A 19,572-nucleotide genomic window follows, 5' to 3' on the forward strand; every position below is an offset into this window, starting at 1 on the left:
TTTTATTTATTTTTCAATACAAGAAGTGCCTGATAAGCTGCCTTCTGTTCCGCAGCCTTCTTCGTCTTACCTGTCCCCTCTCCATAATTCTTATCCCCGATAAAAACACGGACCTCAAATATTTTATCATGTTCAGGGCCACTCTCGCCACATGTTTCATAACGAACAGTCCCAAGATTATTCCCCTGTACAAACTCCTGAAGAATAGATTTGCTGTCGCTGAACATCTCCATACTATCTGCATTTGTAAGCACAAAACTGTCTATAAAACGCTTGGACTGATCAATTCCTCCATCAAGAAACAATGCACCAATAACAGCTTCCATGACATCTGCGATAATTGATTCCTTATTTCTTCCCCCTGTGAGTTCTTCACCCTTTCCAAGCTGAATGTATGACTTAAGATTAAGTTGTTCTGAACAGTACGCAAGAGCTGGTTCGCAAACAAGAGATGCTCTTATCTTAGACATCTCACCTTCTTTTTTATCGGGATATTTCCTGTAAAGAAATGCACTTGAGATCATCTCAAGCACTGCATCACCCAAAAATTCAAGCCTTTCATAATCGGGTTTTTTATTTATTTTCTGTTCGTTGACAAAAGAACTATGAGTCAATGCCTGAATCAATAACTCCCTGTCTCTGAAGGAATATCCTATTTTCTGTTCAAATTCTTCTAAATCTTTTTGTTCTAACATAACTATCCTCACTATATAACTAAATAAGGCAGTACGTAACTGCCTTATTAAAGAGATAATTTATTTACCTGAAACTGCTGTTTTAAGAAGCTCAACTGCTTCACCTACAGTAGCGATATTCTCTGTTTTCTCAGGATCGATCTGAACATCAAATTCATCTTCAAGTCCCATGATGATCTGGAAAAGATCAAGTGAATCTGCTCCAAGATCTTCCGTAAATGTTGTATCTAATGTTATCTCCTCAGGATCAACATTAAGTACATTTGCAATAATTTCTTTCATTTTTTCAAATTCCATAATAAACCTTCCTTTACTGCCAAATCAGCATAATAAATATATAATTGATAGCATATCAAGCTTCCTGTGAAAGCTTCTTGCTGATCTTTTCACTTATCTTTTGTTCTGTAAATGTTACACACTGTAAAATAGAATTCTTCACTTCTATATCATTAGCACTGCCATGAGTCTTGACTACAAGACCTTTTAATCCAAGCATCGGTGCTCCGCCATATTTGTCCATGCTATAATCTGCCAGAGACTTCTTGAGGTCATCCTTTATAAGAAGAGCTCCAATCTTGGTCTTTAAGTTACTCATAAGTCCTTTTTTAATGACATGCATCATGGATTTTGCAACACCCTCATACATCTTGAGGATGACATTTCCTGTAAACGCTTCGCAAACAATAATATCCGCAAAACCCGCAGGTATATCTCTTGCTTCTACGCTGCCAATAAAGTTGATATCAGGGCAATTCTTAAGCAATGGATAAGTCTCTTTAACAAGGGCATTTCCTTTTTCTTCTTCAGCTCCAATATTAACTATCGCAACCGTGGGATTCTTGATTCCCATTACATTTTCCATATAGACAGTGCCCATTTTAGCAAATTGAACAAGATGATTAGATCTTGCGTCAACATTGGCTCCACAATCTATAAGTAATGAGTTGCCCTTTTCTGTAGGAATAAGCGGAGCAAGTGGTGCTCTGTCAACACCTTTAAGTCTTCCGACAATAACCTGACCACCAACTAAAGTTGCACCTGTACTTCCGGCTGAAACATAAGCATCTGCCTCACCGTGATTTACCATGTACATAGCTTTTACTATAGATGAATCCTTCTTGGTTCTTATAGCCATTACAGGTGGTTCTGCCATCTCGATAACCTCTGTGGCATCAACCAACTCTAATCTATCTTTATTATATTCATATTTTGAAAGTTCACTTTCAATAAGGTCCTTCTTACCTACCAAAAAAACTTTAAGGTTATCAGACTCCTTTATAGCATCAACTGCACCCTTAACTGTAACAAAAGGTGCATTATCACCACCCATTGCATCAACCGCAACTCTAACAAGTTCAGCCATTAAACATTCCCCCATATCAGATTTGACTTATTCTAATATACTAGAGTGATATATAAAAATCAAGGCTTTCCGATATAATCGGAAAGCCTTAAAATTCGAACTGATGAAGTTGCACTAAAACTTATCAAGCCTCAGTTTCAACAATGTTCTTCTTATTGTAGTAGCCACACTTCTTGCAAACCTGATGAGGCTGCATAAGAGCTCCACAATGACTGCACTTTACAAGAGTAGGAGCTGTCATTTTCCAGTTAGCTCTTCTCTGATCTCTGTGGCCTTTTGATGACTTATTCTTAGGGCAGATTGACATTTCAGAAACACCTCCTTACAGTAACCGTATAAGAAACTGCCTGTATTTATAAGGCAATTGTTTACGTTTATTCATTAGCATACCCGTTAAGTATATCCATAATGGTTTCTGTTGTCAATCACTTTTTTCATTTTGGCACAAATCTTTTAATACAATTAACGGAATGTACACCTATTATTGCTACTATTTATAACTGTTTCTGAACTCATTTTAAGAAAACAGTCTCTTTCTGGTCACCATCAAAAATAACCAATTCAAGTGTCTTTATCTCCGTAGACAAAGACTCATCTATCTCAGACAAAACAACAAGACTTTCATGAGCTTTTGATTCTATGCTGCCAACAAATGATGATAAATCATTGGGAAGCACAGTAACAGAAGTATACCCTATATTAGAACCGTTTATTAGTACCTGGAAAAGAATATTATGCTGAAGCAGATTCACATTCTTATCAGCATCTGTTGAATTATAAAGGTCAAATCTAAGAACCAAAAGTTTTTTACCTTTTTCCGCATTTATAACGTAGCTCTTTGATTTTTCCGGGTACGTGCTTGATATTGAATAGCCCTGATAAGATAAAAACATTCCAGGTACTATTTCCTGAGTATCTTCATTTGATAATACAGGCTCTGAAGGGTCATAGTTCTCAGTAGATGGTGTTTCCTCAGAACTTGCATCACCGGAATCATCAGTTTGTTCTACAGGAATCTCTTTTTCCTCAATGCCACTTTCAGACTCTTGAGTTTGTGCAGAACTTTCTTCTGTCTTGCTTTCGGACTCAGATGATGTTTTTGGCTTTGAACTAGTCTGCTCAGTTTTTTTCGTACTGGCTTCCTCACTGCTTGCTTCAGCCGCTGCCTTTTCTTTATCCATTTCTTTCTGAACCAGTTTGGCATCAACATATGTCAGCTTGGACTGGCCATTATTGGAATACTTAAGTAAAAGCCCTGCCGCATATTCAACAGTCTGATCATACTGTTCCTGCGTAAGATCAGGAAATGCCTCTCCGCAACCTGACAAACACAAAACTAAACCAAAAATTGCAACAATACCTGAATACTTATTTTTCAACATAAGTTACCCCTCGCAAGGTTTTATTTAGTTTCCAGTTCAAAATAAAACTCAACACCATTATCATAGTTAATCACACCATAATCCTGATGCATACTTTCCATTATCGCTTTTACAATAGACAGCCCAACACCGCTTCCGCCATATTCACGGGTTCTTGCCTTATCAACCTTATAGAATTTTTCCCAAATATGACCAATACTGTCAGCAGGAATAGGTTTACCCGTGTTAAAAACAGAAACTCTCACTTTATTGATTTTCTTAACAAGCTTGATCTCGACAATCTTTTCTCCATCAATATGATTTAACGCATTGCTGTAATAATTCTGGAGCACTTCTTCAATCTTAAATTCATCACCCCATACAAAGATAGGATCATATTCATCAAACTTTATAGTGACATCTTTCTGTTTTGCAAGAAGCTCGGCAGATTTAATATAGTTTGATATCATCTCAACTATGTCAAATCTGTCCATATTTGCACTGTCATTACCAAATTCAAGCTGATTGAGTGTAAGAAGCTTTTTTACCATGATATTCATCTTATTGGCTTCATCCATGATGACTTCACAATAAAAATTCTTGCTCTCCTCGTCATCATTTACACCCTCTTTAAGTCCTTCAGCGTACCCTTGTATAAGTGCTATAGGAGTCTTTAGTTCATGAGATACATTGGACAAAAACTCTTTTCGCATCTCATCAATCTGCTCTTTTTTATCAACATCATGCTTAAGAGCAATGTTTGCATTTTTCAATTCTTTAATTGTTGTCTCCAATGTTTCAGAAAGCTCATTCATATTTTCTCCGAGGGCATCAATTTCATTATGGTAAGTGCCCTGTGCTTCATATTTCGCCTCGAAATTTAGCTTCTTCATATCATCAGAGATATAGTAAAGTCGTTTTATAGGATCAGTTACCCTCTTGGAAATATACAAGATAACAATTGATCCGGCAACGATAGCTATAATCCCAACATAGGTCATAAATGTATTGGAAATCGTAACATTATCCTTAATACTCTCCAGCGTTGACCTTACAAGAACCAGATTGCCATTTCCAACAATTCCCCACATTTCAAGATATTGCCTGCCGGTTGATCTGTCTTCATCCATCTGGAGAGTGTAATTCTCTCCAACGTCCAAGACTGTTCTGTTCTCAATGACAAAATCACCGGAAGACGGATTTATCATATTTTCCCACAAGATTTTTGCAAGTAATTCCGCATTACTTGTAGAAGCCTTTACGGTTCTGGAATCCCCATCCAAAACTATCATTTCAATATCATATCGCTCGCAAATACGCCTAAGCTCAAGATCAAATTCGATGGACGCAATATCTCCTGAACTTATTGCAGTATCAATACTTTTATAAGCTTCCAATATCGCTTCTCTTTTATTCTGGACATAGAAATTTTCCATAAATAAAAGATTTATGATCAGACAAAGGCCAAAGGTACCGACCATGGTAAGCATAAATGCCATACTTATCTCAAATCTTATGGAATGAGTTTTATCAAACTTATTTCCATCAGGCATCGAACTTATATCCCACTCCCCAAATTGTCTTAATCAGATCACCTTTTTTACCAAGCTTTCCACGAAGCTTCTTAACATGTGTATCTATAGTTCTTGCATCACCAAAGTAATCATAATTCCAAACACTGTTTAGTATTTTTTCTCTTGATAATGCAATACCCTTATTTTCAAAAAAGAATGATAAAAGTTCAAATTCTTTAAAACTAAGATCGATTTCTTTTCCGTCAACAAGAACGCTATGGGCAATCTTATTAATAACAATGCCATCAATTTCCATTAAATGATTGCTTGCAGACTGATTTGTTCTTCTTAATATTGCAGATACTCTTGCCGCTAAAATCTTAGGGCTGAACGGTTTTGATATATATTCATCAACTCCAAGCTCAAAGCCTAACAGCTCATCTCTTTCTTCAGCCTTTGCTGTAAGCATGATGATAGGCATCTTTGAGTTTTCACGAATCTCTCTGCAGACTTCCCATCCATCCTTCTTGGGCATCATGACATCCAGAATAATAAGAGAAATATCTTTATCCTTATAAAAAATATCAAGTGCCTGTTGACCGTCTTCAGCCTCAATAACTATATATCCATCCTTAACCAAAAAGTCCTTGACGAGTTTACGCATTCTGCTCTCATCATCAACAACTAATATTTTTAAATCCTCCATTATGTCTTTTCCTCCTAGTTATCGCTTGTATCATCATAATAACTTGAAGTATCCTGTATGCCAAGTCTTTTTTCTGCCTCTCTGACTTTCTTTTCTCTTTCTTTTAAGTCCTGTTCCCAAGAAGCATATCTGTTTGTGACATTACTTTTATAATTTAAAATATTATCACTTTCGCTATTTAGATTAATAACAAACATCAAAACAACAAGGAGTATCAGGAATACATTCAACACAATCGGGAAAATGATTTTAAACTGAGCATTATTCTTTTCCGGCTTAATTCTTTGTTTAACATTTAAATTTTCAAGTGCAGAATGTCTGGTAAAAGACACTTCCATTGGCAAAGGCAATACATCATCTTCGCTCATTCCGGCAGATAGAAGTCTATTTCGTAAATCCATCAAAAACATCCAGCCTACGGGCGTTTTGAAAATCTTGTTCTCAATAGCCTTCTCATAAACCGCCTTCACATCGCCAACCTTATTGATATTAATTCTGGACTTCAGCAGCTTCACTTTAGATGCATCAAGAACCGCTTTTTGAGCATCTGTTTCAGAAGTAAATTGAATTCCATCAACTATTAATTTATCAACTTCTTCTATATTATCGGTTGCCATATTCAGCTCCAAAAGATGCTATGAATACACTTACACTTCTTGCTTTTAACGTTTTATTTCTCCAGGTAAGTGGCTTTGGTCTGTTAAGGAAATATTTACCCTCGTCATCACCTGTATCAACGCACAAAGACCAATAAGCGCCATTTGGAGGATTCGGAAGCATAATCTGAACATCCTCCCAAAATGCATTTATGGCCATATAAACAATGTCATCATGCCCTTTCTTTTTCTCGTAGCCGGCATAACGAACGCAAATAACCTTCGAATCATTTGTAATATTTCCATTATCTGGATTTTCAGTGTGAACTGAAATATACGGAAGGCCGCAAACTGCCGGGCTTAAATCCTTTCTAATAGCCGGATGTTTTCTTCTAAACTGGATCATATGTCTGTAAAACTCAAAAAATGCCTTATTCTTCGTTAGCAGATTCCAATTCAGCCAGGAAATCTCATTATCCTGGCAATAAGCATTATTATTACCGAACTGAGTATTTCCAAACTCATCACCGGCATATATCATAGGCGTGCCTCTGCTGCACATAAGGACAGTAATGGCATTTCTCATCATCCTGAATCGAAGATCTTTTATTTCAGGATTATCAGTCTCACCTTCTGCGCCACAGTTCCAGCTTCTGTTATCATTTGCTCCATCTGTGTTATTCCAGCCATTGTCTTCATTGTGCTTGCCATTATAGGAATAAAGATCATATAAGGTAAAACCATCATGGCATGTGATGAAATTGACAGATGAATCATATCCCATATAGGAGCCGCCATACATATCCATTGAACCTGTAATTCTCTTAATTGCTTCAGGCGCAGCCCAGATGTCGCCTTTAAGATAAGACCTTAAGTCATCACGATATTTGCCATTCCACTCAGCCCATCTCTTCCAGGCAGGGAAATTACCAACCTGATATACTCCGCCGGCGTCCCATGCCTCAGCAATAAGCTTAACGTTTCCAAGAATCGGATCATAAGCAAGCCTCTGTATAAGAGGGGGCTTTTCCATTGGCGCACCATCCTGATCTCTGCCAAGGATGCTTGCAAGATCAAATCTAAAACCATCAACTCGATATTCTTCAACCCAATATCTCAGACACTCAACGATAAGTTCCTGAACCATAGGGTGATTACAGTTCATTGTATTTCCGCACCCACTAAAGTTATAATACTGTCCATGCGGTGTTAAAAGATAATAAATATTGTTGTCAAATCCTTTAAAAGAGATAAAAGGACCATGTTCATTTCCTTCTGCAGTATGATTGAAAACTACATCAAGAATAACTTCTATACCGTTATCCTTAAGTGTTTTTATCATATGTTTGAGCTCAACGCCCTCTTTATTGTATTCTGTCTGTGAAGCATAACTTGTATTTGGCGCAAAAAAGCTTATTGTATTATATCCCCAATAATCAAGAAGCACTTTTCCGTTTACTTCACGCTTATCTCTTGTTTCATCAAACTCAAAAATAGGCATAAGTTCAACTGCACTAATTCCAAGTCTTTTCAGATAATCTGCTTTTTCCTTTATTCCTTCAAAAGTTCCCCTGCATGTTACATTAGAAGATTCATCCATTGTGAACCCTCTTACATGCATTTCATATATAACTGAATCGCTCATTGGCGTTCCAAGGCTGGTTGTATCATTCCACTCAAAATTATCCCTCACAACCCTTGCTCTGTACTGACCGTCCTTGTTAGGTCTTTGTCCCCAAATTCTCTGTCCGGTCACAGCCTTTGCATATGGATCAAGAAGGACATGATTTTTATCGAAAAGAAGCCCTTTTTCCGGTTCCCATGGTCCATCAACACTATAGCAGTACTCAAGGTCTTCGATATCCAGACCAAATACTATCATAGAGTAAACTTTACCAATCTTATATGTCTCAGGAAACGGAATCTGTCCGAATGGCTTGGATTCACCTCTATGATAAAGAAGAAGTGTTATGGATGTTGCTCCATTGGAATAAACAGTAAAGTTTACACCGTCGGTAAGCATAGTAGCCCCATTGATTCCATAGAATCCGGGCCTTACCCTGAATCCGTCAATTACATCCAGAGCCAAAAGCTGCCTGTTAAGGTCACTTTTTCTAAGTTCCCTTACCTGCCTCTCTCCTACCTCAACTGGTTTTCTGTTTTGTCTATGTCTTCTATATTCGTTCATACAATAATTTTACCATAATATTGATAAAAATTCTGTGAAAAAACAAAGAACAAGGCATTATCTGCCTTGTTCTTTTTGTAAAAATTATTGTTATTTCGTTTATACAGGATATGCACCATTCTTAGAATCAGCTGCTGACATATCAACTGATGTCTGCTGTGCCATACGATATTTGAAGAAATCCGTAGCAACCTGTGGGAATAATGCGTATGAAAGTGTATCTTCATCCTGCTGTTTCCACTGGGCAACTTCCTTCTCAAACTTAGGAAGTCCTGGCTCAAGTTTATCAGCAGGTCTGCAAGTAATAACTTCTCTGTCGCCGATAATCTTCTTCTGAACTTCCGGATTGAAAGGCTTAATTGTCTTACCATATTCACCGGCAAGAAGGTCCTTAGTCTGGTCAGTTGCAACTTTGTATCTTTCACCCATAAGAACGTTCATAACAGCCTGTGTACCAACAATCTGTGATGAAGGTGTAACAAGAGGTGGCTCACCAAAGTCTTTTCTAACCTGTGGAATCTCTTCAAGCACTGTGTTGTACTTGTCGCTTGCATTCTGCTCTTTAAGCTGGCTAACCATATTTGAAAGCATACCGCCTGGAACCTGATACATAAGAGTCTTGATATTAACACCAAGAACCTTAGCATCCATAAGTCCGCTCTTAAGGCATTCTTCTCTATATGGTCTGAAGTGATCTGCAATCTGAGCAAGAAGCTTCTGATCAAGTCCAGTCTCGAAAGGCTGTCCCTTAAATGCTTCAACCATAACTTCTGTAGCAGGCTGAGATGTTCCAAGTGCGAATGGAGAAATTGCGCAGTCGATGATATCAACTCCTGCCTCAGCTGCCTTAAGGTATGTCATGCTGGCAACACCTGAAGTATAGTGTGTATGAAGGTCAATAGGAAGGCTTGTAGCGCTCTTAAGAGCCTTAACGAGCTTCTCTGCCTCATAAGGAAGAAGAAGTCCTGCCATATCCTTGATACAGATTGAATCTGCACCCATTGACTCGATATCTTTAGCAATGTTCATCCAATACTCTTCTGTATATGCATCACCAAGAGTATAAGCAAGAGCTATCTGTGCATGACCACCCTCTTTTTTACAAGCCTTAACAGAAGCCTCAAGGTTTCTAAGGTCGTTCAAGCAGTCGAAAATTCTGATGATGTCAATACCATTAGCGATAGACTTCTGAACAAAGTACTCAACTACGTCATCAGGATAATGCTTATATCCAAGAATATTCTGTCCACGAAGAAGCATCTGGAGCTTAGTATTCTTAAATCCTGCTCTAAGTTTTCTAAGTCTCTCCCATGGATCTTCCTTAAGGAATCTCATGCATGCATCAAATGTTGCGCCACCCCAGCATTCTACTGCATTATAGCCAACCTTATCCATTGTATCGATAATAGGCAACATAACTTCAGTAGGCATTCTTGTAGCTATAAGTGACTGGTGCGCATCACGGAGTACAGTCTCATTGATACGAACCGGCTTTTTCTGTAAATCTGCCATATCTATATTTCCTTTCTATAGTTAGATAATACGATCAAATTTAAATTTTTAATGTATAAAAATCTTATACACCAAATACTGCCATAAATGTACCAGCAACAACGGCTGTACCAATAACTCCGGCAACATTAGGTCCCATAGCATGCATTAACAGGAAGTTTGATGGATCATATTCAGCACCAACCTTCTGTGATACACGTGCAGCCATAGGAACAGCAGATACACCAGCTGAGCCGATAAGAGGATTGATCTTACCACCTGTTATCAGGCACAACAGCTTACCAAGAAGACATCCTGCAGCAGTACCAAACGCAAATGCAATAAGTCCGAGAACAACAATGATAATAGTTGTCTTATTAAGGAAAGCTTCTGCACTTGTTGTAGCTCCTACTGATGTTCCAAGAAGGATAACTACGATATACATAAGAGCATTTGAAGCTGTCTCCTGCAGCTGACGAACAACGCCAGATTCTCTGAACAGGTTACCAAGCATAAGCATACCAATAAGTGGTGCTGTAGTAGGAAGAATCATACTTACTACGATAGTAACGATTACAGGGAAAAGAATCTTTTCAAGCTTAGAAACTTCTCTAAGCTGCTGCATTCTGATTTTTCTCTCTCTGTCTGTAGTAAGAGCCTTCATAATAGGAGGCTGAATCATAGGAACCAAAGCCATATATGAATATGCAGCAACAGCAATAGGTCCTAAGATAGATGTCTGATGCAGCTTGGATGCAAGGAAAATTGATGTAGGGCCATCTGCACCACCAATGATGGATACAGCAGCAGCCTGCTGATCATTAAATCCAAAAGCAATAGCCATAAAGTAAGCTGCAAAGATACCAAACTGAGCTCCGGCACCCATAAGGAAACTTATAGGATTCGCAATAAGCGGACCAAAGTCTGTCATAGCTCCAACACCAAGGAAAATAAGTGACGGAAGAATTGCCCATTCATCCAAAATATAGAAATAATGCAAAAGTCCTCCGGCAGCACTTCCTGTAGGTTCTGCCATAATATCCGGATAAATATTTACAAGAAGCATACCAAATGAAATTGGTACTAAAAGCAAAGGCTCAAATCCCTTGGCAATAGCCAGATACAAGAACACCAATGCAACACCGATCATAACATAGTTACCCGGTGACATCGTGGTAAATGCCGTCTGATGCCAGAGATTAGATAATGTATTAACAATGTAATCCATTTTTTATCCTCATTTCTGTTTTAAAGTAAAAACCAACTATTCTCTGACACAAAATTAGTTAAGAGTAGCAAGGCATGTTCCAGCCTCAACAGCATCACCTGCAGCAACATCGATACTTGCAACAGTTCCGTCTGAAGGAGCTACCATAGGGATCTCCATCTTCATAGATTCAATAGTTACAACTGTGTCGCCCTTCTTAACAGCCTGACCAACACTTGCATTGATCTTAAGAACCTTTCCGGCAGCACCAGCCTCAACCTTGATTGAGCCGGCACCAGCACTTGCCTTCTTTGCAGGTGCAGCAGGTGCCTTAGGTGCAGGAGCTGCAGCAACAGGAGCAACTCCTGATCCAGCGCCCTCTTCTACAGTTACATCATATACGTTTCCGTTAACGGTTATTGTATAGTTCTTCATCATATCTCCTTTCGATGAGCAAGGTTATCTCCGTGCTCGATCTCATATTTAGTGTTTTTTCCAATTATTATTTACTTTTCTTATAGATCTTACACGGAATCCGTCAGTACTGCCGCTTCCTTCATATGCTGCAATAGCAGCTGCAATTACAGCTACAAGTTCTGCATCGCTGGAAAGATCTTCTTGTGTGGCAATCTGATTGATTGTGTTCTCCATTGCCTTCTGAGTGATTTCCTTATCACTCTCTTTCTTTTTCTTATTACCACCAATAAGTATTGGGAATAAAGAAATAATAAGCGAAATGATTACAAGAATTGAAAATGCCATTCCCATTCCTAAAAGTGTATTAAGACCGGCATTCTCAAGTTTCTCACCTGTTGTCTTAGCTACTGTAACACCGATATCAGTAGGTTCTCCTCTATTGGAGAGATAGATCATCATATCAGCTGTATGCTTTGTTCCCTGCAAAACTGCATCAACTACAAGCACACCTTCTTTATTAACCTCATATGAAATATCCTTGACACTGATATCATCTGCCAAAGTCACTTCTGTGTTATAGCCAAGATCTTTTACAGCCTTATACCAGCTTGTATATCCGCTCTTAAGCACATCATATCTCTCGTCAGAAGTGCTCATGGCAATATCAAAATACAAGTTCTGTTCAAAGTTATCCGGAGTGATACCATCAAGATACCATGCTTCAAAATTATTATCTTCCAAAGCTTCCGCATAACCCCTCAGGCTATCGTATGTAAATATATCAGACGAATACCTGCTTCCTTCAACAGTGTTGACAGTTGTCTGTTCACCGCATGCAGTAAGTCCGAGAAGGCAGCTAAGCATAACGCCCAAAACCAACATTTTTCGTTTCATTTTGAGTGCTCCCTTCATCAAACTGTGCCGTGTTTCTTTGCAGGACGCTCATCCCTTTTTGTAAAAAGCATCTCGAATGCGCCAATTACATACTTTCTGGTATCTGCCGGCTCAATAATTTCATCGACATAACCTCTTCCAGCTGCACTCTTAACATTATTCTGAAGAGCTGCGTACTCATTTGCTGTCTGATTAACATCAGCATCCTTGCCATCGCAAAGAATTTTGGCTGCAAGCTTAGCATCCATAGTACCGATCTGAGCATCTGGCCAGCTTATAGTAACATCAGCGCCGATTGCCTTTGAATTCATAACAACATATGCACTTCCAAAAGCCTTGCCTGTAATAAGGTTAACCTTAGGAACAGTAGCATTTGCAAGAGCAAATACAAGTCTTCCGGCAGCCTTTGCAACATGTCTCTCATCACACTTGCTAGCGCCAAAGCCTGTGGCATTTGTAAGTGTAAGAACAGGAAGATCAAATGCATCGCAGAAGTTAATGAGAGAAGCTGCTTTCTCACATGCATGAGCTGTAAGCTTATCATCAAATTTCTCTGCAACCTTGCCATCTTCGTCGAATACCTGTGTACGGTTTCCAACAAATCCGACTGTTGCGCCATTTAATCTGATAAATCCTGTTACCATTTCTTTTGCATAATCTTTCTTGGTTTCGAAGAAAATGCCATTATCAGAAATCTGTCTTGCAATAACAGAAGGATCACCTGTTGCACCATCAAGGTTCTCACATGCTCTGTTAAGATCATCTGAGCATTCCTTGTATGAATCTCCATCCTCGTTATTAGAAGGAAGCAATGAAACAAGTTCTCTGATCTGAGAATAGATTGTTGCTTCATCTGCAACTACATCCACATTAACTGTTTCACTACTCTGCCATTTTGCACAGGATGTATCACACTTCTCCTTGTAATTTCCTTCGAGCGCATTTGGTGAATTTACAAACAGTTTAGCCTTCTCAGACTCCATAAATGTGAAATCTGTTATGGATGGAATAAGAGCTAATCCACCGCCACAAGCACCAAAAACTGCTGTGATCTGAGGAACAACTCCGGAAGCCTCCACCTGTTTGAGATAGATTTCGCCGAATGCGTTAAGTGCATCTGCACCTTCCTGAAGACGTAATCCTGTTGAATCGATAATACCGATTACAGGTGATCCCGTCTTAATTGCCAGTTCATACAGGCGAACGATCTTTCTGGCATGCATTTCTCCAATTGATCCGCCAAGTACTGACGCATCCTGGCTGTAAACATAAACCAGATTACCGTCGATAACACCATAGCCAGTAACAACACCGTCTGATGGTGTTTCTTCCTGTTTCAGATTGAAATCTGTGTTTCTGGCTGTCACAAGAGCACCAATTTCAACGAAACTGTTTTCATCGAGCAAAGCATTAATTCTTTGTCTCGCTTGTGAAGAACTACTCATTTCTTTACCTCCGAGTTTTATAATATGTAAAAAGAATTGCTCCATAGCCTCGCTATTTCCGCAACATAAGTCAGAATATAGTATACCATAAACCAAGGCAAAAAAAAGGGAAAATGCATAAAAAATTCAGCATTTCCCCTATACTTTATGAATTGTTTATATATTTTTGTATGAACGATAAATATTTACATTCAATAGCGCAAAAATACTCAAATATCCATCTTTACATTAATTTCATTTTCTGCTTCAGCCTTAAATTCTTCAACCTGCATTGTTCCTATTGTTGGAAGTTCATCAAGTGAACGCACCCCAAAGCTCCTGAGAAATTCCTCTGTTGTGCCAAATAATAGTGGGCGTCCCGGAGCATCAAGTCTTCCAAGTTCCTGGACAAGCCCAAATTCTACAAGCCTGTTGACTGCATGGTCTGAATTGACACCACGAATTTTCTCCACTTCAAGCCTTGTTATCGGCTGCTTATAAGCAATTATTGAAAGAGTTTCCATTAAAGAATCAGTCAAAACCGCTTTTTTAGGTGCTTTTGCAATCTTGATAAGATACTCATACATTTCCTTTTTGGTGCAAAGCTGAACCGATTTCTCCAATTCCAAAATACCTATTCCGCTGTCCTGCTTTTCATATTTTTCTTTTAAATAACTAATATATTTTTTTACTTCCTTAGCATCAGTATCAATCGCCTTGGCTAATGTACTTATTTCTATAGAATCACCCATTGTAAAAAGAATAGCCTCTACAATAGCTGCTCCCTCTTCCTTCGTCATATCAACTTGCCTTTCTGGATGTGATCATAATATCGCCAAAAGTACTCTCCTGGCTTATTTCAATTTCACCAAGCTTCATTTCCTCAAGAACCACCAAAAAAGTAACTATTATCTCTGTTTTATTGTGTTGTTTTTCAAGAAGCTGTCTGAAACTAAAATGTGAATGTTCTCGTATATACTCTCTTATATACAAAGTCTTGGCATCCATATCAACTTCTTCTTTTTCAATATTGCCAAACTTACTTCTGATAGGGTCAACCTTATCTTCCTGTCTTTTCAAAAGATCTTGAAAAATCTCATTAAGCTTGGATAACGTCGCACCTCCAATAAGCCCCGTCAGATCAACAGGTGCCTCATATTCTCTTACTTCCTTGGGAATATTCCTGCTTCTGAACCACTGAAGATTAGCATCCATCTGCCTGTCTTTAAGCTCATAGGCCATATATTTATACATTTTATATTCAAGGAGCTTTTCAACAAGTTCCGCTCTTGGATCTTCCTCTTCGCCTTCTTCATTAACTTCCTTTGGCAAAAGCATTTTGCATTTAATATCAATCAAAGTTGCAGCCATTACAAGAAATTCACTTGTAACTTCCATATCATCTCTCTGCATAGCATTGATATACGCCATATATTGTTCTGTAATAGTTGCAATCGGAATATCATATATATCAATCTGATTCTTATCTATCAGGTGTAAAAGAAGATCCAGAGGCCCCTCAAACACCTGAAGCTTTACTTCAAGACTCATTTTACTTCCTCATAAAAAACAAAAATAATTCTTCTTAATTCTCTTTTCCGTGAATTCTTATAATATCAAGTTCACAGGGATTAAACATCCTTACATGAATGCTGTGGGTTCCAAGCCCTCTGCTAAGGACCATATATTTGCCATCAATCTCAAATTTGCCGCCATCATATTTTGGAAAAAGAGCAATAGAAGGAGAAATAACTCCTCCAAGGAAAGGAATTCTGACAATTCCTCCATGAACATGACCTGAAACAGTAAGATTAGCTCCCCATTTTGCATAGTTATCGAAGTATTGAGGATTATGCGCTATAAGTATCTGAAACTCATCAGGGCTGCTATCACCAACAAGTTCTTTTACATGCTCATAATTCATTTCCTTTTTTATTACTTTTTGAAAATAGTCAAGTTCAAGATCCAGTCCTGTAATTCTGATATTCTTTGAATCTATGCTAAAGCTATCATTTTCAAGAAAAATAATTCCGGAATCAATCAGCTTCTGCTTGTACACATCATAAACATCGCCAAAACACCGTTTATAATCTTTAATCTTATGCTCATGATTTCCATTTGACATATAAACCGGGTATCTTGTCGCCAAAGCTGACAATAGCTTAAGTCCGGTCTGATATTGTATTTCTCCCCCAATCTTATGTCCGGTAAGCATGTCGCCTGCGCATAAAACCGCATCCGGAGAAATCTTATATATCTCATCAAGTAGTTTACTGTTATCTTTTCCAAAACTATATCCATGGAGATCTGATAAAAAAGCAAATGAATAATCTCCAACAATCTTATCAGTTTCTATGTCATAGCTTCGAACAACAAAACAGTGTACGTCATGATAAATGATTAGTGCGCAAGCCGCAACAAATATAATAAAAAATATCAAAAAATAAATCACCATATTATTTCTCTTTTACATAATTTTTATTACTCACGTACGATAAAAATTATGATCTTTTTGAACCTGTCATTTTAAAAATACAACAAGAACAATTTTAGCATAGTGTTATAAATTAATGTACCCACATTTTATGCAGATAATGAAAAAGTCCCTGGATATACCAAGGACTTTCATAAAAATTTGATTTAGTTATATTTGCGCTTTCTTGCTGCCTCAGACTTCTTCTTGCGTCTTACGCTAGGCTTCTCGTAGTGCTCTCTCTTACGAATCTCCTGCTGGATACCAGCCTTTGCGCAACTTCTCTTAAAACGACGCAGTGCGCTATCCAAAGTCTCGTTTTCTTTTACTACTACTGTTGACATCTCTACTCTTACCCTCCCTTCAGTCCCTTCAAGTACATGACTGATTGGGTTATTTATTATGCTTATACTAAGCCTATTAGCTCACATAACATCAATAATTATAACATAATCCTACACTTCGTCAAGTATATTTTTGGAATTTGTATAATCTTTTTGCAATAATTGTTACTACTCACTCGTATGCAGTTTACACCAATAACAAACTTGTGCAGTCAAAACAAATTGCTATAACTTATGTATTATTATGCTAACTGACTCTCTAAAACCTTCTCTGCTTCTGCGATAGCATCCTGAATTCCAGCAGGATTCTTACCACCAGCCTGAGCCATGTTTGGACGACCACCGCCGCCACCGCCAACCTTAGGCGCAATTGCTTTTACAAGATTTCCTGCATGAGCACCCTTAGCCATAGCTCCATCAGTAGCCATAGTTACAAGGTTAACTTTACCTTCGTTTTCGGAAATAAGTACTACAACACCTTCACCAAGTTTTGTCTTCAATTGATCTCCAAGATCACGAAGTCCATTCATATCAACATTCTTAACTGATGTTGCAAGAAGCTTAACTCCCTTAACTTCCTTAACCTGATCAGTAACATCTCCGAGAGCTGCCTGTGCTTCTTTGCTCTTTAAAGATTCATTCTCACTTCTGAGTGTCCTGAGTTCCTCTTGCAGTTTCTTGATCTGAGCTACAAGATCAGCAGGTGTTGTCTTAGCTGTCTTAGCAGCCTCACCAAGGTTAGCCATAGCATTCTCATAGTAAGCTCTTGCGTTGTCACCTGTGAGAGCCTCAATACGACGAACTCCTGCAGCTACGCCTGACTCAGAAAGAATCTTGAAAAGACCAATGTGGCTTGTATTTGAAACATGTGTACCACCGCAAAGTTCAATAGAGAAATCTCCCATATTGACAACTCTTACTGTCTCACCATACTTCTCACCAAAAAGAGCCATCGCTCCGGTCTTCTTTGCCTCTTCGATTGACATTTCCTTAGTTACAACAGGAAGTGCCTCCAAAATCTTGGCATTAACAATTTCTTCTACCTTCTGAATCTCATCAGCTGTCATAGCCTGATGGTAGCTAAAGTCAAATCTTGTCTTATCAGGATCCTGATAAGAACCAGCCTGCTCTACTCCATCACCAAGTACCTGCTGAAGAGCCTTCTGAAGAAGGTGAGTTGCTGAGTGGTTACGACATGTTTTAGCTCTGTTATCTGCATCTACATTAAGAGATACGCTGTCAGAAATCTTGAAGCTACCACTTACAACCTTACCAACGTGAGCAGTTCTGCCACCTGCTACCTTAACAGTCTCTACAACTTCAAACTTTGCACCGTTCTGGCCAAGGATAACACCTATATCGCCTACCTGGCCACCCATTGTACCATAGAAAGTTGTCTTATCTGTAATAATCGTTCCCTGCTGGCCTTCAGTAAGTTCATCTACAAGTGCCTCAGCGCCTGACATTGCAACTATCTTTCCATCACAGCCCAGTGCATCATATCCCAGGAACTCTACTGTTACAGCCTCCTCAAGGCTATCAAATACGCCTGCGCCTGTAGTGAGGTTAGCTGAGAAATTCTGGTTTTCTCTTGCCTTCTGCTTCTGCTCTTCCATAGAAGCCTTGAAGCCTTCCTCATCAACTGTAAGTCCCTCTTCCTCTGCAAGCTCTGCTGTAAGCTCTACAGGGAATCCAAAAGTATCATAAAGGAAGAATGCATCTTTCCCTTCAATTTCCTTCTTACCTGCAGCTGAAGTAGCATCAAGGATTTTCTTGAACTCCTTCATACCATTCTCAAGAGTAGACTCGAAACGAGTGATTTCTCTCTCAAGCTCAGTAAGAACGAATTTCTGGTTCTTGTTAAGGTGTTCATAGCTCTCTTTGTACTCATCGATGTATATCTGAGCCACTCCAAGAATCTGCTGTTTGTTAAGCCCAAGTGTTCTTGCGTGTCTTACAGCTCTTCTGATAAGTCTTCTGAGAATATAACCTGCTCCAGTATTAGAAGGAAGAAGCTTAGCTTCATCGCCAATAAGCATTACAGCTGTACGCGTATGATCAGCAAGAATTCTCATTGATCTTGTTGTCTTCTCGTCAGACTCATATTTGATGCCGCTTTCTTTCTCAATATACGCAATTACAGGTGCATGAAGATCAATCTTATATACATCATCAACGCCATTTAAGAAAGCAAGAATACGCTCTAATCCCCAACCTGTATCAACATTTTTCTGAGTAAGTGGAGTAAGATGTCCATCATGGTGCTTCTCATACTGCATAAATACATCATTACCAATTTCAGTATACTTGCCACAGTGACATCCAGGCTTACAGTCAGGTCCGCATGGAGGAACATCCTTCACATAGAACATCTCACTGTCAGGTCCACATGGACCATATTCAAGTCCCCACCAGTTATCTTCTGCAGGAAGATAATAGATGTTTTCAGGCTTAAATCCTGATTCGATACGGCATTTTGCACCTTCTTCATCTCTAGGCGCATTTTCATCTCCCTCGAAAACTGTTGCTGCAAGATGGTCAGCATCAAATCCAAAAAGCTGTGTCAAAAGTTCAAAACTCCACTGACAACGTTCTTTCTTGAAGTAATCTCCAAGAGACCAGCTTCCCATCATCTCAAAGAATGTGCCATGGCTCTTATCGCCAACAGAATCAATATCATTTGTACGAACACATCCCTGAACATTGCAAAGTCTTGTTCCCATAGGATGCTTTTTCCCTAAAAGATAAGGCATAAGTGGCTGCATACCTGCAACATTGAACATAACACCTGTTGATCCATCAGATACAAGTGAAACAGCTCCGCAATCCACATGACCACGATCTATATAGAACTGCTTCCAGGCTTTACGCAGCTCACTAGCTGTAAATTGTTTCATTT

19 protein-coding genes are annotated in these 19,572 nt (G+C 38.7%); all 19 read right to left on the reverse strand.

All coding sequences use genetic code 11. From position 1 onward, the window contains the following. Nucleotides 1-2: 2 nt before the first annotated feature. Nucleotides 3-695 carry a ribonuclease III gene (rnc, locus tag BM086_RS01210; RefSeq protein WP_092322193.1) on the reverse strand — a complete coding sequence of 231 codons (693 nt, stop codon included), beginning with the start codon at nt 693-695 and terminating at the stop codon, nt 3-5. 60 nt (nt 696-755) lie between these two features. Continuing rightward, nucleotides 756-992, reverse strand: coding sequence for an acyl carrier protein (gene acpP / locus BM086_RS01215; RefSeq protein ID WP_092322196.1), 237 nt, complete (start codon nt 990-992; stop codon nt 756-758). Between the two features lie 55 nt (nt 993-1,047). Beyond that, a complete protein-coding gene (plsX, locus tag BM086_RS01220) occupies nt 1,048-2,058 on the reverse strand; it encodes a phosphate acyltransferase PlsX (protein WP_092322199.1) in 1,011 nt (336 codons plus the stop codon). Nucleotides 2,059-2,182: 124 nt separating this feature from the next. Continuing rightward, a complete protein-coding gene (gene rpmF / locus BM086_RS01225; protein ID WP_013280968.1) occupies nt 2,183-2,365 on the reverse strand; it encodes a 50S ribosomal protein L32 in 183 nt (60 codons plus the stop codon). 205 nt (nt 2,366-2,570) lie between these two features. Then, the gene (locus BM086_RS01230; RefSeq protein WP_092322202.1) at nt 2,571-3,440 is read right to left on the reverse strand and encodes a hypothetical protein; all 870 of its coding nucleotides are present in this window, start codon (nt 3,438-3,440) and stop codon (nt 2,571-2,573) included. A 20-nt stretch (nt 3,441-3,460) separates the two neighbouring features. After that, nucleotides 3,461-4,972 carry a sensor histidine kinase gene (locus BM086_RS01235; RefSeq protein WP_092322205.1) on the reverse strand — a complete coding sequence of 504 codons (1,512 nt, stop codon included), beginning with the start codon at nt 4,970-4,972 and terminating at the stop codon, nt 3,461-3,463. Beyond that, nucleotides 4,965-5,639 (reverse strand): response regulator transcription factor, encoded by a 675-nt coding sequence (locus BM086_RS01240; RefSeq protein ID WP_092322207.1) that lies wholly within the window; start codon nt 5,637-5,639, stop codon nt 4,965-4,967. The genes BM086_RS01235 and BM086_RS01240 overlap by 8 nt, the downstream gene beginning before the upstream one ends. Before the next feature lie 14 nt (nt 5,640-5,653). After that, complete coding sequence (locus BM086_RS01245) at nt 5,654-6,256, reverse strand: hypothetical protein (protein ID WP_092322209.1); 603 nt, start codon at nt 6,254-6,256, stop codon at nt 5,654-5,656. Further along, on the reverse strand, nt 6,243-8,423 hold the full coding sequence (gene glgX / locus BM086_RS01250; RefSeq protein ID WP_092322211.1) for a glycogen debranching protein GlgX: 2,181 nt from the start codon (nt 8,421-8,423) through the stop codon (nt 6,243-6,245). Before glgX ends, BM086_RS01245 begins: the two co-directional genes overlap by 14 nt. 99 nt (nt 8,424-8,522) lie before the next feature. Beyond that, nucleotides 8,523-9,935, reverse strand: a complete 1,413-nt coding sequence (locus BM086_RS01255; protein WP_092322213.1) for an oxaloacetate decarboxylase subunit alpha — start codon at nt 9,933-9,935, stop codon at nt 8,523-8,525. A 64-nt stretch (nt 9,936-9,999) separates the two neighbouring features. Next, entirely contained in the window at nt 10,000-11,142 is a 1,143-nt protein-coding gene (locus BM086_RS01260) for a sodium ion-translocating decarboxylase subunit beta (protein ID WP_092322215.1), read from the reverse strand. 54 nt (nt 11,143-11,196) lie between these two features. Next, entirely contained in the window at nt 11,197-11,556 is a 360-nt protein-coding gene (locus BM086_RS01265) for a biotin/lipoyl-containing protein (RefSeq protein WP_092322218.1), read from the reverse strand. A 48-nt stretch (nt 11,557-11,604) separates the two neighbouring features. Continuing rightward, complete coding sequence (locus tag BM086_RS01270) at nt 11,605-12,432, reverse strand: OadG family transporter subunit (protein ID WP_175560049.1); 828 nt, start codon at nt 12,430-12,432, stop codon at nt 11,605-11,607. Between the two features lie 17 nt (nt 12,433-12,449). Continuing rightward, on the reverse strand, nt 12,450-13,877 hold the full coding sequence (locus BM086_RS01275; protein WP_092322225.1) for an acyl-CoA carboxylase subunit beta: 1,428 nt from the start codon (nt 13,875-13,877) through the stop codon (nt 12,450-12,452). A gap of 209 nt (nt 13,878-14,086) precedes the next feature. Beyond that, on the reverse strand, nt 14,087-14,656 hold the full coding sequence (gene scpB / locus BM086_RS01280) for an SMC-Scp complex subunit ScpB (RefSeq protein WP_092322228.1): 570 nt from the start codon (nt 14,654-14,656) through the stop codon (nt 14,087-14,089). Nucleotide 14,657: 1 nt separating this feature from the next. Further along, nucleotides 14,658-15,407 (reverse strand): segregation and condensation protein A, encoded by a 750-nt coding sequence (locus BM086_RS01285; RefSeq protein ID WP_092322231.1) that lies wholly within the window; start codon nt 15,405-15,407, stop codon nt 14,658-14,660. Nucleotides 15,408-15,441: 34 nt separating this feature from the next. Then, nucleotides 15,442-16,296, reverse strand: a complete 855-nt coding sequence (locus tag BM086_RS01290) for a metallophosphoesterase (RefSeq protein ID WP_175560050.1) — start codon at nt 16,294-16,296, stop codon at nt 15,442-15,444. Between the two features lie 200 nt (nt 16,297-16,496). After that, entirely contained in the window at nt 16,497-16,673 is a 177-nt protein-coding gene (rpsU, locus tag BM086_RS01295) for a 30S ribosomal protein S21 (protein ID WP_013280615.1), read from the reverse strand. A 242-nt stretch (nt 16,674-16,915) separates the two neighbouring features. Then, complete coding sequence (gene alaS, locus BM086_RS01300; RefSeq protein ID WP_092322237.1) at nt 16,916-19,570, reverse strand: alanine--tRNA ligase; 2,655 nt, start codon at nt 19,568-19,570, stop codon at nt 16,916-16,918. Nucleotides 19,571-19,572 lie beyond the last annotated feature (2 nt).

Origin of the sequence: Butyrivibrio sp. YAB3001, from assembly GCF_900112195.1 — a bacterium.
Lineage (GTDB): Bacteria > Bacillota > Clostridia > Lachnospirales > Lachnospiraceae > Butyrivibrio.